We start from the raw sequence: 25,619 nt of genomic DNA on the forward strand, positions 1-25,619 counted from the left end.
AAAGGCCGGGAGGCCGGGAGGCCGTACAAGCCCGGGCCCCGAGCCGGGCGAAACTCACCGCGTCCCGCCGCCCCGCACCCGGCCCGGTCCGGCCGTCAGTCACCACCGGTACCAGCGCGAACCGCCGGAACCTCCCCGGGCCACGAACCCGAGCAGCCACAGCACCAGGACGACCAGGGCGACCCACCAGAGCACCTTGACGGCGAAACCCGCCCCGAAGAGCACCAGGGCGAGCAGCAGGACGAGCAGAAGCGGGACCATCGGAACACCTCCTGGGATCCGGTTGCCCCGGGCGGCCGGGGATACGCCCGGCGATGTGCGCGCCCGGGGCGCGCGAGGCCGGCACCGCGTGCGAGGCTGGCGGGAGGCCCGACCCCACCACCGGAGGTACGGATGCAGCGGACGTCCCCGCCCGCCCCGGCCGGCCGCGCCGTGCCGTACGCCGCCGCACGCCCCGACCCGGGGCTGCCGGTCCCGGCGTACTGGGCGGAGGCCATCGCCGCGGGGCTGCCGGGCCGCGCCGCCGCCGGGCCGCCGGGCGGCGGTGCCGCGGTCCGTGCCGCCGCGGCCGGCTACTGGGACCGCCGCGGACTGCCCACCGACGCCGCGCAGACCGCCGCCGGGCCGGGTGCGGAGCCGCTGCTGCTGGCCCTGTTGGCGGCGATCGGCGGGGACGTCGTGGTCGCCCGGCCGTCCGCCGCCCGGCACGCGCCGCCGGTCCGGCTGCGGGGCCGTACCCCGGTGGCCGTGCCCACCCCGTCGGTCGGCGGCGGCGCCCCCGACCCCTTCGCGCTCCTGGAGGCGGTGCGCCGGGCCCGCGAGGACGGCGCCGACCCGCGCGTCGTGCTCCTGGCGGCCGCCGACGACCCCAGCGGCACGGTGACCCCGCCCGAGCTGCTGCACGAGGTGTGCGAGGCGGCGGAGGAGGCCGGCCTGCTCCTCGTGTCCGACGAGACGTACGGCGACACCGTGCACCGGCCGCACGGGACGACACTGCTCTCCCCGGCCGAGATGCTGCCCGCGCGCACGGTCGTCCTGAGCGACCTCGGCGCCGCCCTCGCCCCGCCGGGCTGGCCCGCGGCCGTACTCCGCTTCCCCGCCACGGAGCGGGGCATGAGCCTGCGCACCGAGGTCCTGCGGCACTGCGCCGAACTGGGCGCCCTGCTGCCGGGACCGGTCGCCGAAGCGGCCACCCACGCGCTGTCCGAGCCCGCCTCCGTCCGCGCGCACCTGGCCGCAGCCAACCGCCTGCACGCCGCCGTGGCGAGGGCCGCCTACGACGTGGTGGCCGGGGCCGGGGCACTGTCCCGTCCCCCGGAGGCGGGCTTCCACCTGTACGCCGACTTCGGCCCGCTCGCCGCCGGACTCGCCGCGGCCGGCGTCACCGACGCGGCCGGCCTCGAAGCCGTTCTCACCGAACGCCTCGGCCACCCCGCCCCCGGCGGCCACCGCTTCGGCGACGACCCCGCGGCCCTGCGCGTCCGCATCGACACCGGCCCCCTGTACGGCGGTGACGACGCGCAGCGCCGGACCGCCCTGGATTCCCCCTCACCGGTGGCGCTCCCGCACGTCGCCGCCCGTCTCGGCACTCTCGCGTCGGTCCTCACCGCGCTCGGCGGGGCGGCCCGCTGAGGCGGGGGACGCGCAGCGCCGTGGGGCCGTCGCCGACGCAGCGGCCACCGCACCGGTCCGCTCCGCGGCCGCCGGGGCCTTGAGGGCATCGTCACCGACTGGCTGGACGCCAACGACGGCCACCTGGCGGAGCAGGTCGAGGGAGCCGAGCAGGCGGGCAGGGCCCGGCCCGCCTTCGTCGGACGGCCCCACCGTCACCTTCTGACCGGTCGCCCTGCGGCTGCGGCGAACTCCTCGCAGGATCGGGGATCCAGTGATCGATTCCGAAATTTCCGGCGTCCGATCCGGTCAAAGTAATGCGAGGGTCGAGAATTTCATGCGGCCGCGCCGGGCCCGCCGTGGTGCGCGGCATCGCCCGCTGATGCGGGGGCGCCGTGGCCACCGCTTCGGCGACGACCTCGCGGCCCTGCGGCCGCGTAACGACACGGGCCTGCTCCGTGGTGGCGACCGGACGCGCAGCGCCGCAGCGCACCGCGCACGGGGGCCGTCAGTGGGCCGAGGCGTCGTGGGGGTCGGGGGTGTCGGGGTGGGGGCGCAGGCGGCGCCAAATCTGGGGGGCGGCGGCCACGGCGAAGGTGAGGGCGACGGCGACGACGACGCCCTGCCACGGTTCGGGGAAGAGCGAGCCGCCCAGGATGCCGATGAGCTGGTAGGCGGCCGCCCAGGCCAGGCACGCGGGGATGTCGCCGCGGGCGAAGCGGCGCGGGGGCATCTCGGCGAGGAGGCAGGCGAGCATCACGGGGATGCGCCCCGCGGGGATCAGCCGGGACAGCACGAGGACGGCGACCCCGTGCTCGTCCAGCCGGCGCTGCGCGTCGGCCAGGCGCGCGGGGTCGGCGCGCTCCTGGAGCCGCCGCAGCCAGCGGGAGCCGCCCCGGGAGTGCACGCCGCGGTGGCCGAGCCAGTACAGGGCGATGTCACCGAGGAAGGCGGCGCCGGAGGCGACGACGAAGACCAGTGCCAGCGAGAACGGCGCCGTCTGGTGGAAGGCCACGACGGCGGCGCCGCTGACCAGGGCCCCGGTCGGCACGACGGGCACGAGGGAGCCCAGGACGACGAGCAGGAAGAGCGAGGGGTAGCCCACGGCCTGCCGGGTGGACTCCGTGGAGGTCTGCTGGGCCAGCGTCACGAGGCCGTTCAGGCCGTTGAGGCCGCTCACCGGGCCGCCTCCAGCCGCAGGCTCTGTCCGTGGTCCAGCCGGTGCACGGCCACGCCCGGCGCGAGGTCCCCCGCGAGGCGGGCGAACTCGTCGCCGGGGGAGTGGAATTCGTGGGGGCGTACGGCGTCCATGCCGATCGGCCAGTACGTCCCGTAGTGGATCGGCACCGCCGCGCGGGGTGCCAGCAGGGCGAGGGCCTGGGCGGCGCGCGCCGGGTTGAGGTGGCCGGCGCCCAGGAACGGGCCCCAGCCGCCGACCGGCAGCAGGGCGGCGTCGCAGGGTCCGACCTCCTCGGCCATGGCGTCGAAGAGCCCGGTGTCCCCGGCGAAGTAGGTGCGCTCCTCGCCCTCCAGTACGTAGCCGAGCGCGGGGGAGCGTTCCGGCCCGTAGGGCAGCCGCCGTCCGTCGTGTGCCGCGGGCACCACGCGCACGGTGAGCTCGCCCACGCGCACCTTGTCGCCGGGGGCGACCTCGGTCACGTCCAGCCGCAGGTCCGCCGCGAGCCGCCGCAGCCGGGGCACCGCCGCGGACGCGCCGCGCGGCACCAGGACCCGGGTGCCGCGGGAGAGCCGGGCCAGCGACCCGGTGTGCAGATGGTCGGCGTGCAGGTGCGAGACGAGTGCGACGTCCGCGAGCGCCGCGCCGGGCGGCGGCACGGCCCCGCGCCGTCTGCGCAGGTGCGCGAGGCGCGGGACGAGGAGCGGATCGGTGAGCACCCGCACCCCGGAGTCCCGTACGGTCACCGTCGCATGACCCCACCAGGTGATCTCGACCGCCACGCCCGCCTCCTCGCCTCGCCCCGAGCCTATGCTCCGGCGCGCCTGGGATGCGCCGGAGGGGTTGTGTCAGGCTTGGGGGTGTCGCAGGCCGTTCGGACGTGAGGTGAGGTGGGCCGTGCTGCATCGGTGGCGGGCCGCCGGATACACGGTCGCGCGCGTGCTGCTGGTCTGGGCGGTGTCGACGGCGACGATGGCCGCGCTGGCGGGGATCCTGCCGGACTTCCGCATCCAGTCGCCGGGCGGCGACAGCCCGACCCGGATCGCGATCACCGCGGCTGTGGCGGCGGGGGCGTTCGGGCTGCTCGGTGCCCTGGTCTGGCCGGTGCTGGTGCGTGCGGTGCTGCTGGTGCCCGCCTTTGTGCTCGGGCTGCTGGTGTTCTTCCTCAACGGCTCGCTGCTGCTGATCGCGTTCCGTTTCACGCCGGACTGGCAGGGCGACATCAGTCCCGCCACGGCCGTTGTCATCGCCGCCGTGATGTCGGCGGCTTCCTCGGGCACCAGTACGGCCCTGGCGATGCGCGACGACGCGGCGTACGGGCGCCGGCTCGCACGGCTGGCGGGCCGCCGCCGGCGGCCTCGGGGCGGGGTCGACGAGGCGCCGCGGGCGGAGCAGGAACCGGGCTTCGTCTTCGTGCAGTTGGACGGCGTGGGGCACGACGTGCTGCGCGAGGCGGTGCGGCCGATGCCCACCAGGGGCGGCCGGTTGCGGCCGCCCGCGATGGAGACCGTGGCGCGGTGGCTGGACAGCACCCACCGCCTCGTGCCGTGGATCACGGACTGGAGCAGCCAGACCGGGGCGAGCCAGCTGGCGATCCTGCACGGCTCCGACACGGATGTGCCGGCGTTCCGCTGGTACGAGAAGGAGACGGGGCAGGTGATGGTCTGCAACCGGCCGTCGTGCGCCGCGGAGCTGGAGCGGCGCGCTGTCGCCCGCACGGGCCGGCCCGGTCTGCTCGCCCCGGACGGCGCCAGCCGCGGCAACCTCTTCAGCGGCGGGGCCGAGCAGCTCGCCCTCGTGATGTCGGTCTCGACCCGGCGGCGGCGCTTCTCCGCGGACCGGCGGGCGATGGCCCGCGCCCTGGCGGCCTCGGCGGCCGCCCGGGTCTCCCGCGGCCGGGGACGGGACGGGGCCGCCGCCGCGGCGCGCGCGGCCCGGGTGGGGGAGACCGGCTCGCGCACGGGCTACTTCGCGTACTTCTCCGACCCGGCCAACGCGGTGCGTACGGCGGCCTCCTTCGTGGCCGAGGTGGTGCGGGAGATCGGCGAGTCGGTCGGCGCCCGGCTGCGGGGCGACCGCCCGCGGGTGCGGCGCGGCGGGCTCTACCCGTTCCTGCGGGCCTTCGCGACGGTCGTTGAGCGCGATGTCGCCGCGGCGGCGGTGGTCGGCGACATGCTCGCGGGGCGTACCGCCGTCTACGCGGACCTGGTCGCCTACGACGAGGTGGCCCATCACTCGGGCCCGCGCAGCCGGGACGCCATGCGCGTGCTGCGGCGCCTGGACCGGGTCGTGCGGATGATCGCGGACGCTTCGCGGTACGCCCCCCGGCCCTACCGGCTGGTGCTGCTGTCCGATCACGGGCAGAGCCATGGGGAGACCTTCGAGAGCGCCTACGGGCTGACCCTGAAGGACCTGGTCCGTGCCGGGTGCGGGTTGCCGGTGCGGCGCCGGGCCCGGCGTACGGTGAGCGGGGCCGAGGCGCGTGCGGCGGCGCGTGCGGCGCTGAACCGTCCGGAGGGGGGCCGGCACACCGAGGAGGAGCACGCGACGGCGGGGCCGTCCACGGATCCGGTGGTGCTGGCGTCCGGCAATCTCGGGCTGATCTCCTTCCCGGACCTTCCCGGCCGCGCGGACCGGGCCCGCATCGAGGCCCGTCATCCGGCGCTGCTGCGCACCTTGGCCGAGCATCCGGGCATCGGCTTCCTGCTGGTCCAGGACACCGTGCGCGGGCCGCTGGTGCTGGGTCCGGGAGGCGGGGAGCACGAGTTGGACAGCGGCCGTGTCACCGGCCCCGACCCGCTGGCGCCGTTCGGGCCGCACGCGGTCGCGGCTGTGCGGCGCACGGCCGGGTTCCCGCATGCGGCGGACATCATGGTCAACTCCGCCTACGATCCGGTGACGCACGCGGTGCACGCCTTCGAGGAGCAGGTCGGTTCGCACGGCGGGCTGGGCGGCGATCAGAGCCGCGCGTTCCTGCTGCATCCGTACGAGCTGGAGGGGCCGGGCCCCGAGGAGCGGCTGGTGGGCGCGCGGGCGGTGCATGGGCTGTTCGGCGACTGGCTGCGCCGCAAGGGCGCCCTGCCCGCCCCGCGCGAGGAGGCCCCGGAAGCGGCCGGGACCACGGCGCACGCCGCTGCCGGGACCCCGGGTGCGGAGACGGGCGCTCCGGACGCGCACAAGATCACCGGCTGAGCCGTGGAGGCGGGGGACACCCGTCCGTCCGTGATCTCTTTCGGGTCCTTCTCGCGCTGTCCTGCCCGTGCCGTGGGCGGCCTGTTCGCGCCGCCGACGCGCGTCGGCACTCGTGGTGGGCGGGACGCGCCGGGCGAACGGGTGATTGACCGGGCGGTCCGTGTGCTGGACGCTTTCCCGCGGTTGAACCGGTACCGCGCGCGGCGCGGAGCCCGCGGAGGGGCGGCATGACGTACTACGAGGACCTGAGTTCGTACGGCTATTTCACCGAGACGATTCCGTCCGAGGTCTCCGCGCGCGCGGTCGGGTGGCTCGACCCGGCCCACCCCTTCACCTGTGCCGAGCCCGACGAGGTCTTCGCGGACCGGCTGTTCGCGCTCTGCCGTGACCACCGCTTCGCCATCACGCACGGCTGGTACGGCTGCGGGTTGTGCCGCCGGCGTTTCCTGGGGGGCGGGCGGCGGGCCCATCCCGTCACTGTGGCCCGGGGACGCGAGCGGATCCTTGTGGGTCACGGCGAGGTCCGCGTCCGGTCCGTCGACGCGGACACCTGGCTGATCGCGCCGGACATGGTCGCGCATTACGTCCTGGTCCATCACTACGCGCCGCCCGAGCCCTTTGTGGAGGCGGTGCTGGCGGGCCGTGTTGTGGCGCACTCGCTGTGAGGGCGCGGCCGGGCGTCAGGGGCTGATCGCCAGGACGATGTAGGCCGCCAGCAGGGCCAGGTGCAGGCCGCCCTGAAGGGGCGTGGCCCGGCCGGGGACCACGGTCAGCGTTCCGACGGCGACGGTGATCGCCAGCAGCACCATGTGCGTGGCGCCGAGCCCCAGCACCAGGGGGCCCGGCATCCAGAACGAGGCGACCGCCACCGCGGGGATGGTGAGTCCGATGCTCGCCATCGCGGAGCCGAGCGCGAGGTTGAGGCTTGTCTGCACCCGGTCCCGGGCGGCGGCGCGCACCGCGGCGATCGTCTCCGGCAGCAGCACCAGCAGTGCGATGACCACGCCCACGAAGGAGGAGGGCAGTCCGGCGACGGCCACACCGTGCTCGATCGTGGGGGCTTCCACCTTGGCCAGGCCCACCACCGCGATCAGCGCGACGGCCAGCAGGGCGAGGCTGAACAGCGCGGCCCGGGTGGTGGGGGGCACGGAGTGCTCGTCGTCGGTGACGACGTGGCCGGCGGAGGTCACCGGGAGGAAGTAGTCGCGGTGGCGGAAGGTCTGGGTGGCCACGAACAGCCCGTACAGCACCAGGGAGGCGAGCGCGGCGAAGGCGAGCTGGGGCGTGGAGAACTGCGGGCCCCGGGCGCTGGTGGTGAAGGTCGGCAGGACCAGGCTGAGGGTTGCCAGGGTCGCCACGGAGCCCAGGGCCGCCCCGGTCCCCTCGGGGTGGAAGACCGCCACGCGGCGGCGCAGCGCGCCGACCAGCAGGCACAGTCCCATGATGCCGTTGCAGGTGATCATCACGGCCGCGAAGACGGTGTCCCGGGCGAGGCCTGCGCTCTTCGGGCCGCCGTCCGCCGTCAGTGTGAGGATGAGCGCCACTTCGATGACGGTCACCGACACCGCCAGCACGAGCGAGCCGAACGGCTCGCCCACCCGGTGTGCCACCACCTCCGCGTGGTGCACGGCCGCGAGCACCGCGGTCGCGAGGAACAGGGCCACCACCACGACCACCGCCACCGGCAGCGAGCGCTTCCAGGTGAGGGCCAGCACCACGACCGAGAGCACCGGCACGACGACCGTCCAGTGCAGGACGGTCGGACGGCAACGGGCGATCATGGGCCGAGTCTGACACCTCGTCAGGCCGGGCGCGACGCGGGCGGGGCCGGGCCCCGGCGGACCACCGGTCAGAGCGCCTGCTCGGCCCAGATCGTCTTGCCGGTGGCGGCCTGCCGCGTCCCCCACGCCTGTGTCAGCTGCGCGACGAGCAGCAGACCGCGCCCGCCCTCGTCGTCCGAGCGGGCCCGGCGCAGGTGCGGGGCGGTGTTGCTGCCGTCGGAGACCTCGCAGATCAGGGAGCGGTCGCGGATCACCCGCAGCTGGACCGGCGGCGACCCGTGCCGGATGGCGTTGGTGACGAGCTCGCTCACCACGAGCTCGGTGACGTGCACCGCGTCCTCCATGCCCCAGGCGCGCAGCAGTTCGGCCGTGGCCTGCCGGGTCTCGGCGACGTGGGCGGGGTCGAAGGGCACGTCCCAGACGGCGACCTGGGCGGTGTTCAGCGCCCGGGTGCGGGCCAGCAGCAGCGCCACGTCGTCGACCGGCCGGTCCGGCGGGAGCGACTTCAGGATCGTGTCGCAGGCCGACTCGATGGACGGTGCCGGAGCGGCGAGCGCGGTGCGCAGCCGCGCCAGGCCCGCGTCCAGGTCGAAGTCCCGGCTGTCGATCAGACCGTCGGTGTAGAGGGCGAGGATGCTGCCTTCCGGCAGCTCCCGTTCCGTCGCCTCGAAGGGCAGCCCGCCCACGCCCAGCGGAGGGCCCGCCGACACCGGGAGGACCTCCACGGTCCCGTCGGGCAGCCGCAGCACGGGCGACGGGTGCCCGGCGCTGGCCATCGAGCAGCGGCGCGAGATGGGGTCGTACACCGCGTACAGGCAGGTCGCACCGACCTCGGTGCTGGTCGACCGGCCGCTGTCCTCGGGGGTCTCGTCCCCCGAGTTCAGGTGGACGACGAGATCGTCGAGGTGGGTGAGCAGTTCGTCGGGCGGCAGGTCGACGTCGGCCAGGGTCCGCACCGCCGTCCGCAGCCGTCCCATGGTGGCCGAGGCGTGGATGCCGTGGCCGACCACGTCGCCGACGACCAGCGCGACCCGGGTGCCGGACAGCGGGACGACGTCGAACCAGTCGCCCCCCACCCCCGCCTGGGAACCGGCCGGCAGATAGCGGGAGGCGACCTCCACCGCGGGCTGGTCGCCGAGCCGCTGCGGCAGCAGGCTGCGCTGCAGGGCCAGGGCGGTGCCGTGTTCGCGGGTGAAGCGGCGCGCGTTGTCGACGCAGACCGCGGCACGCCCGGCCAGCTCCTCGGCGAGCGTCATGTCGTCGTCGATGAAGCCCTCCGGCCGGGTGCCGCGGGCGAAGATGGCCACGCCCAAGGTGACCCCGCGGGCCATCAGGGGCACCGCCATCACCGTGTGGAGGCCGTACTGGCGCACCTTGGCGTCGCGCAGCGCGTTCTGCGCCACCCACAGCGAGAAGTCGACGTTTCCCGCCTGGCTGAGCACGGCCAGGCAGCGCGCCGGCGGGGAGAACTCGGGGTAGGTGTCCACCTCGCCCAGCTCCACGGCGCCGACCGGCGCCTCGTCGGTCCGCGAGCGGTGCGCGACGCGGCGCAGCACCACCGCGCTGTCCACGGGACCCGGCGAGGGCTCGTCGCCCTGCAGCACGGAGTCCAGCAGGTCCACGCTGACGAAGTCGGCCAGCCGCGGCACGGCCAGCTCGGCCAGTTCGTCGGCGGTGCGGACCACGTCCAAGGTGGTGCCGATGGCGGCGCCCGCCTCGTTGAGCAGAACGAGGCGCTGCCGCGCCCAGAACTGGGCGGTGCTGTCGAACGCCGCCACCGCCACGCCCCGGACCCGCCCGCGGGGGTCCCGGATCGGCCACATGTCGGTGTTCCAGGCGTAGTCGCGCATCGAGACCGGATCGCGGGCGGACCACTCGTAGTGCGTGGCCCGCCCCGTCTCCGCGACCTGGCGCAGGTGGTCGCCGTAGCCGTGCCCCGTCTCCTCCTCCGGGACGATCGCCTGGTACGGGGTGCCGCGCAGCGTCCCCTCGGGCACGTCCCCCATGGCCTCCAGCGCCGTCCCGTTGAGCCGCCGGTGGCGCAGGTCGCTGTCGTACAGGGACATGGACGCCGGGGACTGCTCGAACGCCCACCGCACCAGGGCGTCGTCGGACGCCTCCGGAACCGCGGTGACGACACAGCCGCTCGGCTCCCCGTCGCCGTCGAGGGCGGGGCTGACCCGGACCTCCAGGTCCAGCAGCCGGCCGTCCCGGTGGTGTACGGCGACGGTGCTCTGCCACTCCCGGTCGAGCACCAGGACCGCCGGGGCGAAGACCTCCGCCACCGGGCGGCCCACGGCCTCGGCGGACGCGTACCCGAGCAGCAGGCGCGCCCCTTCGCTCCACGCGGTGACCGTCCCTTGCGCACCGACGACCGCCACGGCCGTGCCGGCCGGGTCGCCGGGGCCGCCACTCGCGTTCATCGTCGCCGATCACACACCCGTCGAAGTCTCCTTACCCCAGAGTGCGCGCTCGGCCGGGGGCCATCAAATCGGTGTCGGTGGCGGCACCGATACTGCTGCCATGCGCGCCAGCCGGCTGGTCTCCCTGCTCCTGCTCCTCCAGGCACGCGGCCGGCTCACCGCCCAGCAGCTGGCCGACGAGCTCGAGGTGTCCGTCCGCACGATCTACCGCGACGTGCAGTCGCTGCACGAGGCCGGCATACCGCTGTACGGCGACGCGGGCCCCGAGGGCGGCTACCGGCTGGTCGACGGCTACCGCACCCGGCTGACCGGGCTGACCGCCGAGGAGACCCGGGCCTGGTTCCTCGCGGCGCTGCCCGACCCCGCAGCCCAGCTCGGGCTGGGCGAGGCCGCGGCGGCGGCCCGGCTGAAGCTCAGCGCCGCCCTGCCGCCCGCGCTGCGGGAGTCCGCCGAGCGGATCCGCGAGCGCTTCCATCTCGACGCCCCCGGCTGGTACAGCCCCGGGGAGGAGACCCCCCACCTGCCCGCCGTCGCCGACGCGGTGTGGAACCGGCAGGCGGTACGGGTGCGCTACCGCCGCTGGCGCGAGCCCGCCGAGAGTGAGCGCCGCCTGGAACCGTACGGCCTGGTCCTCAAGGCCGGCCGCTGGTACGTCGTCGCACGCGGCGACGGCGGCCTGCGCACGTACCGCGTCGACCAGATCCTCGCCGTCGACGTGCTCGGCGAGGCCTTCGAGCCCGAACCCGGCTTCGACCTGACGGGCTACTGGCGTGCCTACCTCGCCGACTTCCACGCCCGGCTCCACCAGGGCGAGGCCCTGATCCGGGTCTCCCCGCGCGGGGCGGAACGCCTGCCCTCGCTGCTCTCGCACGCCGTCGCGCGAGCCGTCGCCGAACGCGGCGAACCCGACACCGACGGCTGGGTCCGCGCCCTGGTGCCGATCGAGTCCGTCGGCCACGCCCACGGCGAATTCCTCCGCCTCGGCCCCGACCTCGAAGTCCTCGAACCCCGCCCCCTCCGCGACCTGATCGTCGCCTCGGCACGCGGCCTGGCCGCCCTGTACGGGACCGGCTGAGGGCGCCGTGCCGGCGGTGATGGCCCAGTGCCACCGGTACGAGGCCCACGGGAGCTCCCCCGTCCGTCCGAGCGACTGCTGCGTCAAGCCCCTCGCCGTCGGTCTCGTCGTCGCCCACCTCAGAGGCGGCCAACGCGAACGGAAAAGATGAGGCACCGATAGCCGCATCCAAGGACGGCGTCGTCGTGCGGCGGCCCGTCCTCAAGGACACGGGTGACGCGTTCTGGGTGGCAGTCGACATCACCAACACATCTCCTCACCCGGCCACCATCAAGGTCACCATCCGGCTTTCCGGACCCTGGGGCTACAACGCGGTGCTCGATCTGGACAGCGGCGTCCTGGAACCCGGTGGCACTCGCGACGGCGTCTATACGGCGCACGACTACGCGGACGGTGCCGTGATCCCCGAGCGCCCCACAGTCGTAGTCGTCGAGGTCCTTCACGCCCCTGCGTAGACCGCCACGACTGTTCCTCCCGTGTTCCCGGCCGGGGTCGCGGCGCGGTGCGCCCCCGGCCGGGCGGCTATGACGCCCCGAACGTGATGCGCGCGAAGCGCTCAGCCCCTGCGGTTTGCCTGCCGATGCCCCATCCACGCACCGGGCATTTTTGGGCGGTGCACTGCCAGGTCGCGGCGGGGAGGCCCGCGGCGGTTGCGGGCGCCGTGCCCCGCCGCTCACGTCGGGCGCCGGTCCGCGAGGTCCGCCGCGGGGGCGGGCGCGAGGGACCGGGCGAGGTGGGCTGACCGGCGGGCCGCGCGGTGCCAGGTCGCGGAGGCGACCGAGGCGAGGGCGCTGACGGCGGCGACGGCGGCGAAGCCCGCGGGGGTTCCGGCGCGGGCGGTGACCGTGGCGGTGCCGAGCATGACGGCGACGGTCGCGGCGAGCCCCCAGCCGTTGGCCGCGCCGAAGGCGCGCCCCACGCGGTGCTCGTCCACCGAGGCCATGAGCAGCGTGCGGGACGCGATGCGGGCCTGGCCGAAGAGGAAGGCGCCGAGCGGTACGAGCAGGAGCAGTCCGGGCACGCCGAAGCGCGGCTGGGCCGCGAACAGGACATTGCAGAGCAGGAAGCCGGCCAGCGCGAGCCGCAGGTCGCCGAGGCGGGCGCCGGTGATCCGGTAGGCGGCGGCCGCGACCAGGAAGCCGGCGCCGCCGAGCGCGTCGACCACGCCGACCACGGCCGGCCCCCGGTGGAGGTCGGCGATGACGAGGACCGGCATGAGCGCGTTGAAGACGGTGACGACCACGCTGCCCTGCGCGTAGAGCATGATCACCGGGCCGAGCGGTGGGCGGACGGGCGCCTGCGGGCACGGGGCACCGGCCGCCGCGGCCTTCGGGGCGGCGGCCTGCCGTCCGGCGCGCCCGGTCGCCAGGACGAGCACCGCGGAGACGGCGAAGGTGACGCCGTTGAACACGCACAGCGGGGTGGGTCCGAAGAACTGGAGGGCGATGCCGCCGACGGTGGCCGACAGCAGCATCCCGCTCTGCAGGGCCATCTCGTAGTGCGCGTTGAACCGCCGCAACTCCCGCGCCGGCACCCTTTCCTTGACGAGTGCGGCGCTGACCGGCACGAACAGTGCCGCGATCACCGCGAGCACGAAGTTGCTGCCGTAGACGACCGCGTTCCGCGGGCCGCCCAGCGCCAGCCCCAGCGGCATCGCGAGCGCGGCCAGCGCGCTGAGGGCGTCGCAGGCCACCCAGAGCGTCCGCCGGTCGAAGCGGTCGGCCAGCCGCCCGAACAGGGGGGAGAGCACGGCCTGCGGCACGGCGACGGCGATGAAGAGCCATCCCACGTCCAGCACCGACCCCTGGGCCCGCACGATGAGCAGGGCGGCGGCGATCAGCTGGATGTTGTTGCCGAGCGAGGTGACGAAGACGGCGGGCAGCAGCAGGGCGTGCGTTCGGTGGGTGCTCACAGGCACTCATGGTGCGCAGGGTCCCTGACATCCTCTGTCAGTGAGGGTCCCCGGTCCCGCCGGAGAGCGACAGCGCGAGCAGCATGCGGTCGTCGTCGACGTGGTCGGCCCAGCGTTCGGCGTCGTCGCGGACGAAGGCGGCGACCGTCTCCGGTTCGGGCACGGCGGGTGCGGCGAAGTGCGCGGCCAGGCGTTCGGGCAGCGGGTAGAAGGTGCCGTCGGGGTCCCGTGCCTCGGTGACGCCGTCGGTGCAGACGACGAGCACCTCGTCCTTGCGCAGCGGGTGCGAGGTGACGGCCGCGGGACGGGGGGAGAGGTCGCCGAGCCCGAGCGGCGGTGCGGGGCGGGTGGACAGCCACCGCGGCCCGTCGGGGCCCCCGAGGACCAGGGGCGGCGGATGGCCCCGGTCGACGACCCGGACCTGCGGGCCGTCCGCGCCGGCCTCGGGGAACTCCAGGAGGACGGCGGTGACGAACAGTTCCGCGTCCTGGAGCATGTCGTCCACGTTGCGGGCGAGGCTCAGTTCGAGCCGCTGGGCGAGCAGGGCGAGGTCCTGGTGCTCGTGCGCGGCGACCCTGAAGCCGCCGAGCACGGCGGAGACGGTACGGACCGCTTCCAGGCCCTTGCCGCGTACGTCGCCGACGATCACGCGGACGCCGAACGGGGTGCGCACCAGGTCGTACAGGTCGCCGCCGACCAGGGTGCCGTGCTCACCAGCCTGGTAGAAGCCCGCGGCGCGCACGGGGCCCAGCGCGGGCGGGACCGGGCGCAGCAGGGTCGCCTGCATGGCTTCGGCGACGGAGTTGGCGCGGATCAGGTGGGCCTTCGTGCGTTCGCGCTGGGCGGCGAGGGCGACGCTGGCGGCCCCGATGACGAGGGTCGCCAGATACAGGGCGACGTGGTGCTCCTCCCCGAAGTGCCCCGGGCGCAGCGACGCCATCCACATCTGGAGTGCCAGGCAGAGCGCGGTGAGCGCCGCCGTGGCACGGGGGGTGCGGGTGGCCGCCGCCAGCGGCGGTACCCCGGTCAGCAGGAAGCTGATCGGCTCGCGGCTGAGGAAGGCGAAGTCCAGCGCGATGTCCACGACCGCCAGCACGATCGGCAGCCACCAGACCCAGGTGTGCCGTGCGAGCCCGCGGATGCTCCGCATGGTCCCAGCCTAAGCCGGGCTCCCGGGGCGGGCCCGGCCCGCGGTGCCCCGGCCGCGGTGGCTCAGGCCCGTGCCGCGGCGAATCCCTCGACGGCGGCCTCGGCGGCGTCCCAGGCCGCCCGGTCCCCGCCCGGTTCGTGGCGGCGCAGAGGCTGGGTGGCGGCGACGAGGGCGCGCAGGGCCGGGAGGCCGTCGCCGACGAGGCCGTGGGCGCGGGCCTGGACGAGGATGTTGCCCAGGGCGGTCGCCTCGGCGGGTCCCGCGACGACGGGCAGGCCGGTGGCGTCGGCGGTGAGCCGGCACAGCAGTTCGTTGCGTGAGCCGCCGCCGACCATGTGGACATGGGTGATGTCGCGGTCGGCGAGCGCGGCCGCCTGCCGCAGCGTGCGCCGGTGGGCGAGGGCGAGGCTCTCCAGGATGCAGCGGACGACGGCGCCGGGGCTCTCGGGCGGCCGCTGACCGGTGCGCAGGCAGAAGTCGCGGATGCGGGCGGGCATGTCGCCGGGCGGCAGGAAGGCGGGGTCGTCGGGGTCGACGAGGGCGGCGAACGGCCGTGCCGCGGCGGCCTGGTCGAGCAGCGCCGGCAGGGACGGCGCGCCGGCCGGCCGCGCGGCCCAGGTGCGCCGGCACTCCTCCAGCAGCCACATGCCCATGATGTTGCGCAGATAGCGGACGGTGCCGTCGACCCCGCGCTCGTTGGTGAAGTTGGCGGCGCGGGAGGCCTCGGAGAGCACGGGCGCTTCCAGTTCGAGGCCGGCCAGCGACCAGGTTCCGCACGAGATGTAGGCGAAGCCGGGCTCCGTGGCCGGGACGGCGGCGACTGCCGAGGCGGTGTCGTGCGAGGCGACGGTGACCACCTTGGTCGTCTCCGGCAGCCCGGTGGCGGCGGCGACGTGGGGGAGCAGGGTGCCCGCGGGGTCGCCGGGCGCCCGCAGCTGCGGCAGCAGCCCGGGCGCGAGACCGACCTGGTCGGCGAGCTCCGCCGACCAGGTGCCGGTGCGGGCGTCGAACAGGCCGGTGGTGGAGGCGTTGGTCTCCTCGGCGCCGATCGTGCCGGTCAGCCAGTGGGTCAGCAGGTCGGGCATGAGCAACAGGGTTCGTGCGGCGGCCAGTTGCGCCGTACCGGACGCGGCGGCGAGCTGGTAGACGGTGTTGAAGGGCAGGTGCTGCAGCCCGGTGACCTCGTACAGCCGCCGCGCGCCGATGCTCTCCCGGACGCGGGCGGCGACGGTGTCGGTGCGGCTGTCGCGGTAGTGGAACGGGTTGCCCAGCAGGGCGCCGTCGGCGTCGAGCAGGCCGTAGTCGACGGCCCAGGTGTCGATGCCGACCGAGGTGACGCCGTCCGGCTGCCCGCCGGCCCGGCGCAGTCCGTCCAGTACGCCCTGGAAGAGGGCGAGCGCGTCCCAGTGCAGTCCGCCGGGCAGGCGCACCGGCGTGTTGGCGAAGCGGTGCACCTCGGTGAGGGAGAGGTCGTCCCGCGCGACCCGGCCGAGGATGACGCGGCCGCTGGTGGCGCCGAGGTCGATGGCGGCGAATGGCACGTGGGGGTCCTCGGGGTGGTCGTGGGGTGGGGGACAGCAGGACGACAGCGGGACAACAGGGCGGCGGGGCGCGGGAGCCGGGTCCCGCGGGTGCGTCCGCGGTCCCCGGCTCCCCGTCGCCCCCGGGTCCGGGTCAGCGCAGGAAGGCCGCCGCCACTCCGGCGTCGACCGGGACGTGCAGACCCGTGGTGTGGGTGAGGTCGCCGCCGGTGAGGGCGAAGACCGCGTTCGCGACGTGCTCCGGGAGCACTTCGCGCTTCAGGATGGTGCGCTGGGCGTAGAACTCGCCGAGCTTCTCCTCCGGGACGCCGTACGTCGCCGCGCGCTGGGCGCCCCAGCCCGAGGAGAAGATGCCGGAGCCGCGGACCACGCCGTCGGGGTTGACGCCGTTGACGCGGATGCCGTGCTCGCCGAGTTCGGCCGCCAGCAGCCGCACCTGGTGGGCCTGGTCGGCCTTGGTGGCGGAGTAGGCGATGTTGTTGGGCCCGGCGAACACCGCGTTCTTGGACGCGATGTAGACGATGTCGCCGCCGAGCTTCTGCCGCGCCATGACGCGGGCCGCCTCGCGCGAGACGAGGAAGGAGCCGCGGGCCATGATGTCGTGCTGGAGGTCCCAGTCGCGGGCGGTGGTCTCCAGCAGGGGCTTGGAGATGGAGATGCCCGCGTTGTTGACGACCAGGTCGACACCGCCGAAGGCGAGCAGCGCCTCGTCGAACGCCGCGGTGATCTGCTCCTCCTGCGTGACGTCGACGGTGACGGCCACCGCCTTGTCGGGGCCGCCCAGTTCCGCGGCGACGTCCCGGGCGCCGTCGGCGTTCAGGTCCGCGACGACGACGCAGGCGCCCTCGGCGGCGAGGCGGTGGGCGATGGCCTTGCCGATGCCCGAACCGGCGCCGGTGACCAGGGCGATGCGGCCGGCCAGCGCCTTGGGCTTCGGCATGCGCCGCAGCTTGGCCTCCTCCAGCGCCCAGTACTCGATGCGGAACTTCTCCGACTCGGGGATCGGCGCGTACGTGGAGACCGCCTCGGCGCCGCGCATCACGTTGATCGCGTTGACGTAGAACTCGCCCGCGACGCGCGCGGTCTGCTTGTCCTTGCCGTAGCTGAACATGCCGACGCCCGGGACGAGCACGATCGCCGGGTCGGCGCCGCGGATCGCCGGGGAGTCGGCGCCGGCGTGCCGGTCGTAGTAGGCCTGGTACTCGGCCCGGTAGGCGGCGTGCAGTTCCTCCAGGCGCGCCACGGCCTGATCCAGCGGGGCCGTCGGAGGCAGGTCGAGCACGAGGGGCCGCACCTTGGTGCGCAGGAAGTGGTCGGGGCAGGAGGTGCCGAGCGCGGCCAGCCGGGGGTGCTCGGCGTGCGCGAGGAAGTCCAGTACGGGCGCGGAGTCGGTGAAGTGGCCGACCTGGGGCCGGTCCTGGGAGGCGACGGCGCGCAGCACCGGGGCGAGGGCGGCGGCGCGGGCGCGCCGCTCGGCCTCCGGCAGCGGCTCCCAGCCCGGCAGCGGGGCGCCGAAGGGCTCCGCCTTGCCGTGGCCGGCCAGGTACTCCTCCGCGGTGCGGATGATCCACAGGGCGTTGGCCTCGCACTCCTCGGATGTGGCGCCCCAGGCCGTGATGCCGTGGCCGCCGAGGACGACGCCGACCGCCTCCGGACTGGCCTCCTTGATCGCGGCGATGTCCAGGCCGAGCTGGAAGCCGGGGCGGCGCCACGGGACCCAGGCGACCTTCTCCCCGAAGCACTCCCGGGTCAGCTTCTCGCCGTCGGCGGCGCAGGCGAGCGCGATGCCGGAGTCGGGGTGCAGGTGGTCCACGTGGGGGGCGTCGACGAGGCCGTGCATCGCGGTGTCGATGGACGGCGCCGCACCGCCCTTGCCGTGCAGGCAGTAGTCGAACGCGGCGACCATCTCGTCCTCGCGCTCCGGCCCTGGGTACACGGCGGTCAGCGCGCGCAGCCGGTCCAGGCGCAGGACGGCGAGGCCGGCCTCGGTGAGCGTGCCCAGGTCGCCGCCGGAGCCCTTGACCCACATCAGCTCGACGGGGCCGCCGGTGACGGGGTCGGTCTCGGTGGCCTTGGCGGAGGCGTTGCCGCCCGCGTAGTTGGTGTTGCGGGGGTCGGCGCCCAGGCGGTGGGCGCGCTCCAGGAGGGCGGCGACTTCCGGGTGGGTGGCGGGTGCCATGGGAGTTTCCTTCACGGAGGGGGTTCGGGGACGTAGGACGGGACCGGGACTACGCGCCCCATCCGGCCTGGGTGCCGCCGACGCGCTCGGCGACGATGTGCTTCTGCCACCCCGAGGCGTGGTAGGCGGCGACCGGGTCGGGGGCCAGGCCGCGCTCCTCGCGCACCTCGCGCAGCAGCGGGCGCACATCGGTGTTGTAGGCGTCCATGAGCACGGCGTTGGCGGCCAGCACGTCGCCGGACCGCTGGGCGGTGAGCAGGGCGTCGCGGTCGACCAGCAGCGCCTTGGCGGTGGCCTCCTGGACGTTCATCACCGAGCGGATGACCGCGGGGATCTTGGCCTCGATGTTGTGGCACTGGTCGAGCATGAAGGCGACGCCCGTCTCCGGTGCGAAGCCGCCGTTCTGGGCGACCTCGTGCAGGATCCGGAAGAGCTGGAAGGGGTCGGCGGCGCCCACCATCAGGTCGTCGTCGGCGTAGAAGCGGGAGTTGAAGTCGAAGCCGCCGAGCTTCCCCCGGCTGAGCAGGAGGGCGACGATGAACTCGATGTTGGTGCCGGGCGCGTGGTGGCCGGTGTCCACGACGACCTGCGCCTTGGGGCCGAGGGTGAGGCAGTGGGCGTACGCGGTGCCCCAGTCGGGGACGTCGGTGGTGTAGAAGGCGGGCTCGAAGAGCTTGTACTCCAGCAGCATCCGCTGGTCGTCGCCGAGCCGCCCGTACACCTCGGCCAGGGCTTCGGCCAGGCGCTCCTGCCGGCCCACGATGTCGTCCTGGCCGGGGTAGTTGGTGCCGTCGGCGAACCACAGCTTGAGGTCGCGGGAGCCGGTGGCGTCCATGATGTCGACGCACTCCAGCAGGTGGTCGACGGCCTTGCGCCGGATCGCGGCGTCCGGGTGGCAGATGCTGCCGAGCTTGTAGTCGTCGTCCTGGAAGGTGTTGGAGTTGATCGCGCCGATCTCCAGTCCGCGGTCGGCGGCGTGGCGGCCGAGGGCGGCGTAGTCGTCCACCTTGTCCCAGGGGATGTGCAGGGCGACGACGGGGGCGACACCGGTGAACTCCTGGACCTTTCCGGCGTCGTCGAGCTTCTCGTACGGGTCGCGGGGGACGCCGGCCTGGGCGAAGACCTTGAACCGGGTGCCGGAATTGCCGTAGCCCCACGAGGGCGTCTCGATCCGCTGGGCAGCGAGTGCGGCCTTGACGGCAGGGAAGTCAGGCATGGTCACCTCTTGAGGTCCGGGGAATCGTTCATCAGTGAATCGATTCATTCCGCTGCGAAGCTATCGATGCCCTCGCCGTGGCGTCAAGGGGCGTGCGGTGTCGACAGGCCCGTTATTGAATCGTGTCATCACGGGGGTTGTCGCTGATGGCGCGGCGCGGCCCCTGCCTTCACCGGGGCGTTTGGAGAGCCCGCAGGTCAGCTGGGGACTGCGGCGACTCTTGACGCACGCGACGGGCAGAGCTAGCTTCCCGGCAACTCCGTTGAAACATTTCATGTCTTGGAGGGCGCAATGACGCACCCCGAACCGGAGACGACTCCGGTGCTCGCGCTCGAGGGGGTGAGCAAGTCCTTCGGTGCCGTCCGTGCTCTGCGCGGCGTCTCGCTCCGGCTCTACGCCGGCGAGGCCCACGCCCTCGCGGGCGAGAACGGCGCCGGAAAGTCGACACTGATCAAAGCACTCGCGGGAGTGCACCGGCCGGACACGGGCACGGTGCTGCTCGACGGCGAGCCGGTCGAGTTCCACGGCCCGGGGGACGCCCGCGACGCCGGGGTCGCCGTCATCTACCAGGAACCGACCCTCTTCCCCGACCTGTCGGTGGCGGAGAACATCTACGTCGGCCGTCAGCCGCGCCGCTCCTTCGGCCGCGTCGACCACCGGGCGGTGCGCCGTTCGGCCGCCGCGCTGTTCGAGCGCCTCGGCGTCGACCTCGACCCCGACCAGCCCGCGCGCGGACTGTCCATCGCCGACCAGCAGTTGGTGGAGATCGCCAAGGCGCTCTCCTTCGACGCCCGCGTCCTGATCATGGACGAGCCGACCGCCGCGCTCACCGGCAGCGAGGTCGCCCGGCTCTTCGGGGTCGTCACGTCGCTGCGCGAGCAGGGCGCCGCCGTGCTCTTCATCTCCCACCGCCTGGAGGAGATCTTCGCGCTGTGCCAGCGGGTCACGACCCTGCGAGACGGCGCCTGGATCGCCAGCGAACCCGTCGACGGGCTGACCGAGGACGACCTCGTGCGCCGCATGGTCGGCCGCGACCTCGACGAGCTCTACCCCAAGCAGGCCACCGAGATCGGCGAAGTGGCCCTCAGCGTACGGCGGCTGACCCGCGAGGGCGTCTTCACCGATGTCTCCTTCGAGGTCCGCCGCGGCGAGATCGTCGGGCTGGCCGGACTGGTCGGCGCCGGCCGCAGCGAGGTCGCCCGCGCCGTCTTCGGCGTCGACGGCCGGGACGCCGGCGAGGTCGTCGTCAACGGCCGTACGCTGCGCGCCGGTGCGCCGAGCCTGGCCATGGCCGCCGGCGTGGCGCTGGTCCCCGAGGACCGCCGGGCCCAGGGCCTGGTGATGGACATGTCCATCGAGCGCAACATCGGCCTCACCGGCTTCGGCGCCACGTCGAAGGCCGGGCTGATGAGCCGCAGCGCCGAGCGCAGCCGCGCGGTGGACTGGGCGGTACGGCTCCAGGTGAAGTACGCGCGCCTGGCCGACGTCGTCGGCACCCTGTCCGGCGGCAACCAGCAGAAGGTCGTGCTGGCCAAGTGGCTCGCCACCGCGCCGCAGGTGCTCATCGTCGACGAGCCCACCCGCGGCATCGACGTCGGTACCAAGGCGGAGGTGCACCGGCTGCTGTCCCGGCTCGCCGGCGAGGGCGTCGCCGTCCTGATGATCTCCTCCGACCTGCCGGAGATCCTCGGCATGGCCGACCGCGTCCTGGTGATGCACGAGGGCCGGCTGACGGCCGAGATCCCCCGGTCCGAGGCGACCGAGGAGACCGTGATGGCGGCGGCCACCGGCCGCGCGAGGAGGGCGGCGTGACCGTGACCGCAGACACCGTGCAGCCGGTCGCGGACGACGCCCCGGCCGCGCCCCGGCGCTTCCTGGACCGGGTGCTCAGGCTCCGCGCGCTCGCCGTGCTCGGCGTGCTCGTCGTGATGCTGGCGGCGACCCAGCTCTACAACTCCGCGTTCCTGTCCCAGCAGGGCGTCAAGGACCTCCTGCTCAACGCCACCATCCTGGTGCTCGTCGCCGTCGGCCAGGCCATGGTGGTGATCACCCGCAATGTCGACCTGTCGGTCGGCTCCGTCCTCGGCATCTCCGCCTTCGCCGCGGGCAGCTACCTGCACGGCGGCGGCAACCCGGTGGTCGCCGTGCTGCTGGCGGTCGCGCTCGGTGTGCTCTTCGGGGCCCTGAACGGCCTCCTGGTGAGCCTCGGTCAGGTCCCCGCCCTGGTGGTCACCCTGGGCACCCTCTACATCGTCCGCGGCATCGACTCCATCTGGGTCGGCTCCCGCCAGATCACCGCGGGCGACCTGCCCGGCGGCTTCACCGACTTCGGGCACGACGGCGTGTGGGTGGTCCCGTACCTGGCGCTGCTGACCGTCGCCGTCCTCGTCGTGGTCGGCTACTACCTGCGCAGCTACCGCGGCGGGCGCGACATGTACGCGCTCGGCTCCAGCCCGGAGGCCGCCCGGCTCGCCGGTGTCCCGGTCCGCAAGCGCATCCTGATCGCCTACGTGGTCTGCGGGGCGCTCGCCGGACTGGCCGGCGCGCTTTACCTCGCCCGCTTCGGCAACGTCGACTCGGGCACGGGCAGCGGCTACGAACTCACTGTCGTCAGCGCCGTCGTGGTCGGCGGTGTCGCCTTCACCGGCGGCTCCGGCACCGTCTACGGCGCCGCGCTCGGCGCCCTGCTGCTGACCTCGATCAACAGCGTCCTGCCGTCCATCGGCGTCAGCTCGGTGTGGGTGCTGGCCATCGACGGCGTCCTGCTGCTGCTCGCCATCGCCGTCGACCGGATCCTGGCGCTGCGGGTGGCCGGCGTCCTCCGCAAGCGGGCCGCACAGATGAGGAGTGCCCACCATGCCTGAGACCACCAAGGCCGCCGCCCCGGCGCCCGTTCCGGCCGCCGCGCCCGGCACGGGCCACGGCTCCCGCCTCGGCGGCGCGGTCCGCTGGGACACGGCGGTGGGCGCCCTGCTGATCGTGCTGCTGATCTGCTCCTTCTCCTTCGTCGGCAACTTCGGCAACGCGCTGAACGTGTCGTTCCTGATCGGCAACACCCTGCCGATCGCGCTCATCGCCCTGCCGATGACGATGCTCGTGGTCTCCGGCGAGATCGACCTGTCGGTCGGCTCGACGGCGGGCCTGGCCGGCGCGGCCATGGGCGCGATGTGGAACGGCGGCATGGCGATCGAGACGATCATCCCGCTGTGCCTGCTGCTCGGCGCCGTGTGCGGCCTGGTCAACGGCCTGCTGGTGACCCGGCTCGGGCTGCCCTCACTGGCCGTCACCATCGGCACGCTGGCCGCCTACCGCGGCATCGCGCAGATCGTCCTCGGCGCCGACTCCGTGACCGACTTCCCGCAGAGCTACCTCGACTTCGGCTCCGGCCGGATCGACGGGACCTTCGTCCCGTACGCGGCGATCCCCTTCGCCGTGCTGCTGCTGATCGCCGTCGTCGTCCTGCACGCCACCCCCTTCGGCCGCTCGCTGTTCGCGGTGGGCGCCTCAGAGGAGGCCGCCCGGTTCGCGGGCGTACGGGTCAAGCGGGCCAAGCTGGCCATGTTCGTGACGACCGGGGTGATCTCCTCGCTCACCGGCGTCTTCTGGGCGCTGCACTACGCCAGCGCCCGGTACGACAACGCCACCGGCCTGGAACTGTCCGTCATCGCGGGCGTGCTGCTCGGCGGCATCGACTTCGACGGCGGCAAGGGCACCCTCGGCGGCGCGATCGCCGGCGTGTTCCTGCTCGGCGCGGGCCAGAACGTCATGAGCCTGCTCAACGTCTCCGCCCAGTCCCAGATCGTCGTCACCGGCGTGCTCCTGGTGATCTCCGTCCTCGCCCCGAGGATCGGCCGCCAGATCGCGCAGTCCCGGGCCCGCAGGAGGGCCGCCGACCGGGCACCGGCCGTGCTCGCCCCGTCCTGACGTCACGTCACTTCGATTCCGGGGCACCCCACTTCACCGCCCCGGCGTTCCTCGGCATGTCCTCCCCCCGCACGTCATCACCATCCCCCGTGTTCCGGTACCCGCGTCCGGCAGCGAAAGGATCACCATGTCCAGCAGAACCCTCACCCGTCGCGCCACCGTCGTCCTGGCCCTCACCACGGCGGTCGCCCTCGGTGCGACCGCCTGCGGGGGGACCACCAAGAACTCCTCGAAGGACAGCGACAGCAGCAGCAGCAGCGCCGCCGCCCCCAGCCAGGCCGCCAGCGCCGACCCGGGCGCGGCCACCAAGACCGGCCTGACGGTCGCCTTCCTGCCCAAGCAGGTCAACAACCCGTACTTCACCATCTCCGACAACGGCGGCAAGCAGGCCCTCGACGCGCTCGGCTCCACCTACAAGGAGGTCGGCACCAGCAGCGGCACCGACACCGCCGGCCAGGTCTCGTACGTCAACACCCTGACCCAGCAGCAGGTCAACGCCATCGCCGTGTCCGCCCAGGACCCGGGCGCCCTGTGCACCGCGCTCAACCAGGCCCGCAAGAACGGCATCAAGGTCGTCACCTACGACTCGGACACCAAGCCCGAGTGCCGCGACCTGTTCGTGTCCCAGGCCAGCTCCGAGGACCTCGGCCGCACCGAGGTGCAGCTGCTCGCCGAGCAGATCGGCTACAAGGGCGAGATCGCGATCCTGTCGGCGGCCCAGACCGCCACGAACCAGAACACCTGGATCGACTTCATGAAGGACGAGCTGAAGGACCCCAAGTACAAGGACGTCAAGCTGGTCAAGGTCGCCTACGGCAACGACGACGCCCAGCAGTCCTTCCAGCAGACCCAGGGCCTGCTGCAGCAGTACCCGAACCTGAAGGGGATCATCTCCCCGACCACGGTCGGCATCAAGGCCGCCGCCCAGTACCTGTCCGGCTCGAAGTACAAGGGCAAGGTCAAGCTGACCGGCCTCGGCACGCCCAACGACATGCGGTCGTACGTCAAGGACGGCACCGTCGAGGCCTTCGAGCTGTGGGACCCGGCCAAGCTCGGCTCGCTCGCCTCCTACGCCGCCGTGGCGCTGGCCTCCGGCCAGATCAGCGGCGCCGAGGGGCAGACCTTCAAGGCCGGCGACCTGGGCAGCTACACCATCGGCAAGGACGGCGTCGTGGTGCTCGGCAAGCCGACCGTGTTCACCAAGGACAACGTCGACCAGTTCAAGTTCTGAGAGCGCCGGCGTGACGGACAGGGCACGGGCCGTGGGGATCAAGGACGTCGCCCGGGAGGCGGGAGTCTCCGTGGGCACGGTCTCCAATGTGATCAACCGGCCGGACTCGGTTCCCGAGGCGACCCGTGCCCGGGTCCAGCGCGCGATCACCCGGCTCGGGTACGTGCGCAGTGAATCGGCCCGCCAGTTGCGGGCGGGCCGCAGCCGCATCATGGCCCTGCTCGTCCTCGACATGGCGAACCCGTTCTTCGTCGACGTGGCGCGCGGCGCAGAACGGGCCGCCCGGGCGGCGGGCTTCGGCGTGATGGTCTGCAACAGCGCCGAGAGCCCGCAGGAGGAGGCCGCGTACCTGTCGCTCTTCGCCGAGCAGCGGGTACGCGGTGTCCTGGTGACGCCCGCCGACGCCGGGACCTCCGGGAACCTGGCCGCCTTCCGGCGCCACCGCATCCCCTTCGTGCTGGTGGACCGGGTCGCGGCGGGCGCCGACGGGTGCTCGGTGTCGGTGGACGACGTGGCGGGCGGCCGGATGGCGCTCGCCCACCTGCTGGCGGCCGGGCACCGCCGCATCGCGTACGTCAGCGGCCCCGCCCACCTCCAGCAGGTCCGCGACCGCCGCATGGGCGCCCTGGCCGCGATCGCCGAGGCCGGGGCGCCCGCGGAGGTCCTGCGGGAACTGCCCACCGAGCGGCTGGACGTGGCCTCCGGCCGCGACGCGGGCCACCGCCTCCTCGGCCTCGCCGAGCGGCCCACCGCCGTGTTCTGCGCCAACGACCTGCTCGCCCTCGGCCTGCTCCAGGCGCTGTACGCGGCGGGGGTGAGCGTGCCCGGCGAGATCTCCATCGTCGGCTACGACGACATCGAGTTCGCGGCGGCGGCCGCCGTGCCCCTGACCTCCGTGCGGCAGCCCGCGGTCACCATGGGCGCGATGGCGGCCGGGATGCTCCTGGAGGAGACCGGCCCCCAGGGCCGCGACCACCGGCACCGCCAGGTCGTCCTCCAGCCCGAACTGGTCGTCCGCGACTCCAGCCTGGTCAGACGCTGACGCGTGCGTGCGGTGGCCTTCCCGGGCCCCCGGGCCGCGCTGCTGCGGGCCCGAGTCCCTGCCCGCCCCGCGGGCGGCGGCTTGACCTGGGCGTGTTCCTGCTCGCTCCGGGCCGTCGTTGCCGGGGTGCCTGGGCCGCTCGGCCCGCCTGACACCGGGGCTTGG

At 74.2% G+C, this 25,619-nt stretch carries 20 protein-coding genes; 10 read left to right on the top strand and 10 right to left on the bottom strand.

All coding sequences use genetic code 11. From position 1 onward, the window contains the following. Positions 1-99 precede the first annotated feature (99 nt). Positions 100-261: a hydrophobic protein gene (locus tag ABZ883_RS40995; RefSeq protein WP_360916690.1), complete on the bottom strand. Its 162-nt coding sequence runs from the start codon at positions 259-261 to the stop codon at positions 100-102. 132 nt (positions 262-393) lie between these two features. On the opposite strand from ABZ883_RS40995, the gene ABZ883_RS41000 reads away from it, so the two are divergent. Further along, entirely contained in the window at positions 394-1,632 is a 1,239-nt protein-coding gene (locus tag ABZ883_RS41000) for an aminotransferase class I/II-fold pyridoxal phosphate-dependent enzyme (protein ID WP_360916693.1), read from the top strand. Positions 1,633-2,119: 487 nt separating this feature from the next. On the opposite strand, the gene ABZ883_RS41005 is transcribed toward ABZ883_RS41000, so the two are convergent. Together ABZ883_RS41005 and ABZ883_RS41010 are read right to left on the bottom strand one after the other, a co-directional pair. Further along, entirely contained in the window at positions 2,120-2,791 is a 672-nt protein-coding gene (locus tag ABZ883_RS41005; RefSeq protein WP_360916696.1) for a DedA family protein, read from the bottom strand. Beyond that, entirely contained in the window at positions 2,788-3,570 is a 783-nt protein-coding gene (locus tag ABZ883_RS41010) for an MBL fold metallo-hydrolase (RefSeq protein WP_360916699.1), read from the bottom strand. The genes ABZ883_RS41005 and ABZ883_RS41010 overlap by 4 nt, the downstream gene beginning before the upstream one ends. A 115-nt stretch (positions 3,571-3,685) precedes the next feature. Between ABZ883_RS41010 and ABZ883_RS41015 the strand changes: the two genes are divergently transcribed. Together ABZ883_RS41015 and ABZ883_RS41020 are read left to right on the top strand one after the other, a co-directional pair. Beyond that, positions 3,686-5,980: a phage holin family protein gene (locus ABZ883_RS41015; RefSeq protein WP_360916702.1), complete on the top strand. Its 2,295-nt coding sequence runs from the start codon at positions 3,686-3,688 to the stop codon at positions 5,978-5,980. 227 nt (positions 5,981-6,207) lie between these two features. Continuing rightward, positions 6,208-6,645, top strand: coding sequence for a hypothetical protein (locus tag ABZ883_RS41020; RefSeq protein WP_360916705.1), 438 nt, complete (start codon positions 6,208-6,210; stop codon positions 6,643-6,645). A gap of 15 nt (positions 6,646-6,660) precedes the next feature. Here ABZ883_RS41020 and ABZ883_RS41025 read toward each other — a convergent pair whose 3' ends face one another. Together ABZ883_RS41025 and ABZ883_RS41030 are read right to left on the bottom strand one after the other, a co-directional pair. Then, positions 6,661-7,761 (bottom strand): ionic transporter y4hA, encoded by a 1,101-nt coding sequence (locus ABZ883_RS41025; RefSeq protein WP_360916708.1) that lies wholly within the window; start codon positions 7,759-7,761, stop codon positions 6,661-6,663. Positions 7,762-7,829: 68 nt separating this feature from the next. Continuing rightward, complete coding sequence (locus tag ABZ883_RS41030; protein WP_360916711.1) at positions 7,830-10,184, bottom strand: SpoIIE family protein phosphatase; 2,355 nt, start codon at positions 10,182-10,184, stop codon at positions 7,830-7,832. Between the two features lie 100 nt (positions 10,185-10,284). Here ABZ883_RS41030 and ABZ883_RS41035 point away from each other — a divergent pair, with 100 nt between their 5' ends. Together ABZ883_RS41035 and ABZ883_RS41040 are read left to right on the top strand one after the other, a co-directional pair. Further along, positions 10,285-11,259 (top strand): YafY family protein, encoded by a 975-nt coding sequence (locus tag ABZ883_RS41035; RefSeq protein WP_360916713.1) that lies wholly within the window; start codon positions 10,285-10,287, stop codon positions 11,257-11,259. 185 nt (positions 11,260-11,444) lie between these two features. Continuing rightward, positions 11,445-11,714: a hypothetical protein gene (locus ABZ883_RS41040; RefSeq protein WP_360916716.1), complete on the top strand. Its 270-nt coding sequence runs from the start codon at positions 11,445-11,447 to the stop codon at positions 11,712-11,714. Positions 11,715-11,932: 218 nt separating this feature from the next. Here the strand turns inward: ABZ883_RS41040 and ABZ883_RS41045 are convergent, their stop codons facing one another. The 5 genes from ABZ883_RS41045 to rhaI form a co-directional block, all read right to left on the bottom strand. After that, positions 11,933-13,171, bottom strand: a complete 1,239-nt coding sequence (locus ABZ883_RS41045; protein WP_360916719.1) for an MFS transporter — start codon at positions 13,169-13,171, stop codon at positions 11,933-11,935. A gap of 37 nt (positions 13,172-13,208) precedes the next feature. Further along, the gene (locus tag ABZ883_RS41050) at positions 13,209-14,321 is read right to left on the bottom strand and encodes a PP2C family protein-serine/threonine phosphatase (RefSeq protein ID WP_360916722.1); all 1,113 of its coding nucleotides are present in this window, start codon (positions 14,319-14,321) and stop codon (positions 13,209-13,211) included. Positions 14,322-14,383: 62 nt separating this feature from the next. After that, positions 14,384-15,862, bottom strand: coding sequence for a rhamnulokinase family protein (locus ABZ883_RS41055; RefSeq protein ID WP_360916725.1), 1,479 nt, complete (start codon positions 15,860-15,862; stop codon positions 14,384-14,386). 133 nt (positions 15,863-15,995) lie between these two features. Continuing rightward, a complete protein-coding gene (locus ABZ883_RS41060) occupies positions 15,996-18,041 on the bottom strand; it encodes a bifunctional aldolase/short-chain dehydrogenase (RefSeq protein WP_360916728.1) in 2,046 nt (681 codons plus the stop codon). 49 nt (positions 18,042-18,090) lie between these two features. Further along, positions 18,091-19,257: an L-rhamnose isomerase gene (gene rhaI / locus ABZ883_RS41065; RefSeq protein WP_360916731.1), complete on the bottom strand. Its 1,167-nt coding sequence runs from the start codon at positions 19,255-19,257 to the stop codon at positions 18,091-18,093. Positions 19,258-19,548: 291 nt separating this feature from the next. Between rhaI and ABZ883_RS41070 the strand changes: the two genes are divergently transcribed. The 5 genes from ABZ883_RS41070 (at position 19,549) to ABZ883_RS41090 (ending at position 25,454) form a co-directional block, all read left to right on the top strand. Further along, positions 19,549-21,069, top strand: coding sequence for a sugar ABC transporter ATP-binding protein (locus ABZ883_RS41070; RefSeq protein ID WP_360916734.1), 1,521 nt, complete (start codon positions 19,549-19,551; stop codon positions 21,067-21,069). Next, positions 21,066-22,121 carry an ABC transporter permease gene (locus ABZ883_RS41075; RefSeq protein ID WP_360916737.1) on the top strand — a complete coding sequence of 352 codons (1,056 nt, stop codon included), beginning with the start codon at positions 21,066-21,068 and terminating at the stop codon, positions 22,119-22,121. Before ABZ883_RS41070 ends, ABZ883_RS41075 begins: the two co-directional genes overlap by 4 nt. Beyond that, positions 22,114-23,181: an ABC transporter permease gene (locus ABZ883_RS41080; protein ID WP_360916740.1), complete on the top strand. Its 1,068-nt coding sequence runs from the start codon at positions 22,114-22,116 to the stop codon at positions 23,179-23,181. Before ABZ883_RS41075 ends, ABZ883_RS41080 begins: the two co-directional genes overlap by 8 nt. A gap of 127 nt (positions 23,182-23,308) precedes the next feature. Further along, positions 23,309-24,412: a rhamnose ABC transporter substrate-binding protein gene (gene rhaS, locus ABZ883_RS41085; protein WP_360916743.1), complete on the top strand. Its 1,104-nt coding sequence runs from the start codon at positions 23,309-23,311 to the stop codon at positions 24,410-24,412. Between the two features lie 10 nt (positions 24,413-24,422). After that, positions 24,423-25,454 carry a LacI family DNA-binding transcriptional regulator gene (locus ABZ883_RS41090; RefSeq protein WP_360916747.1) on the top strand — a complete coding sequence of 344 codons (1,032 nt, stop codon included), beginning with the start codon at positions 24,423-24,425 and terminating at the stop codon, positions 25,452-25,454. Positions 25,455-25,619 lie beyond the last annotated feature (165 nt).

Source organism: Streptomyces sp. NPDC046977 (assembly GCF_040644455.1).
Lineage (GTDB): Bacteria > Actinomycetota > Actinomycetes > Streptomycetales > Streptomycetaceae > Actinacidiphila.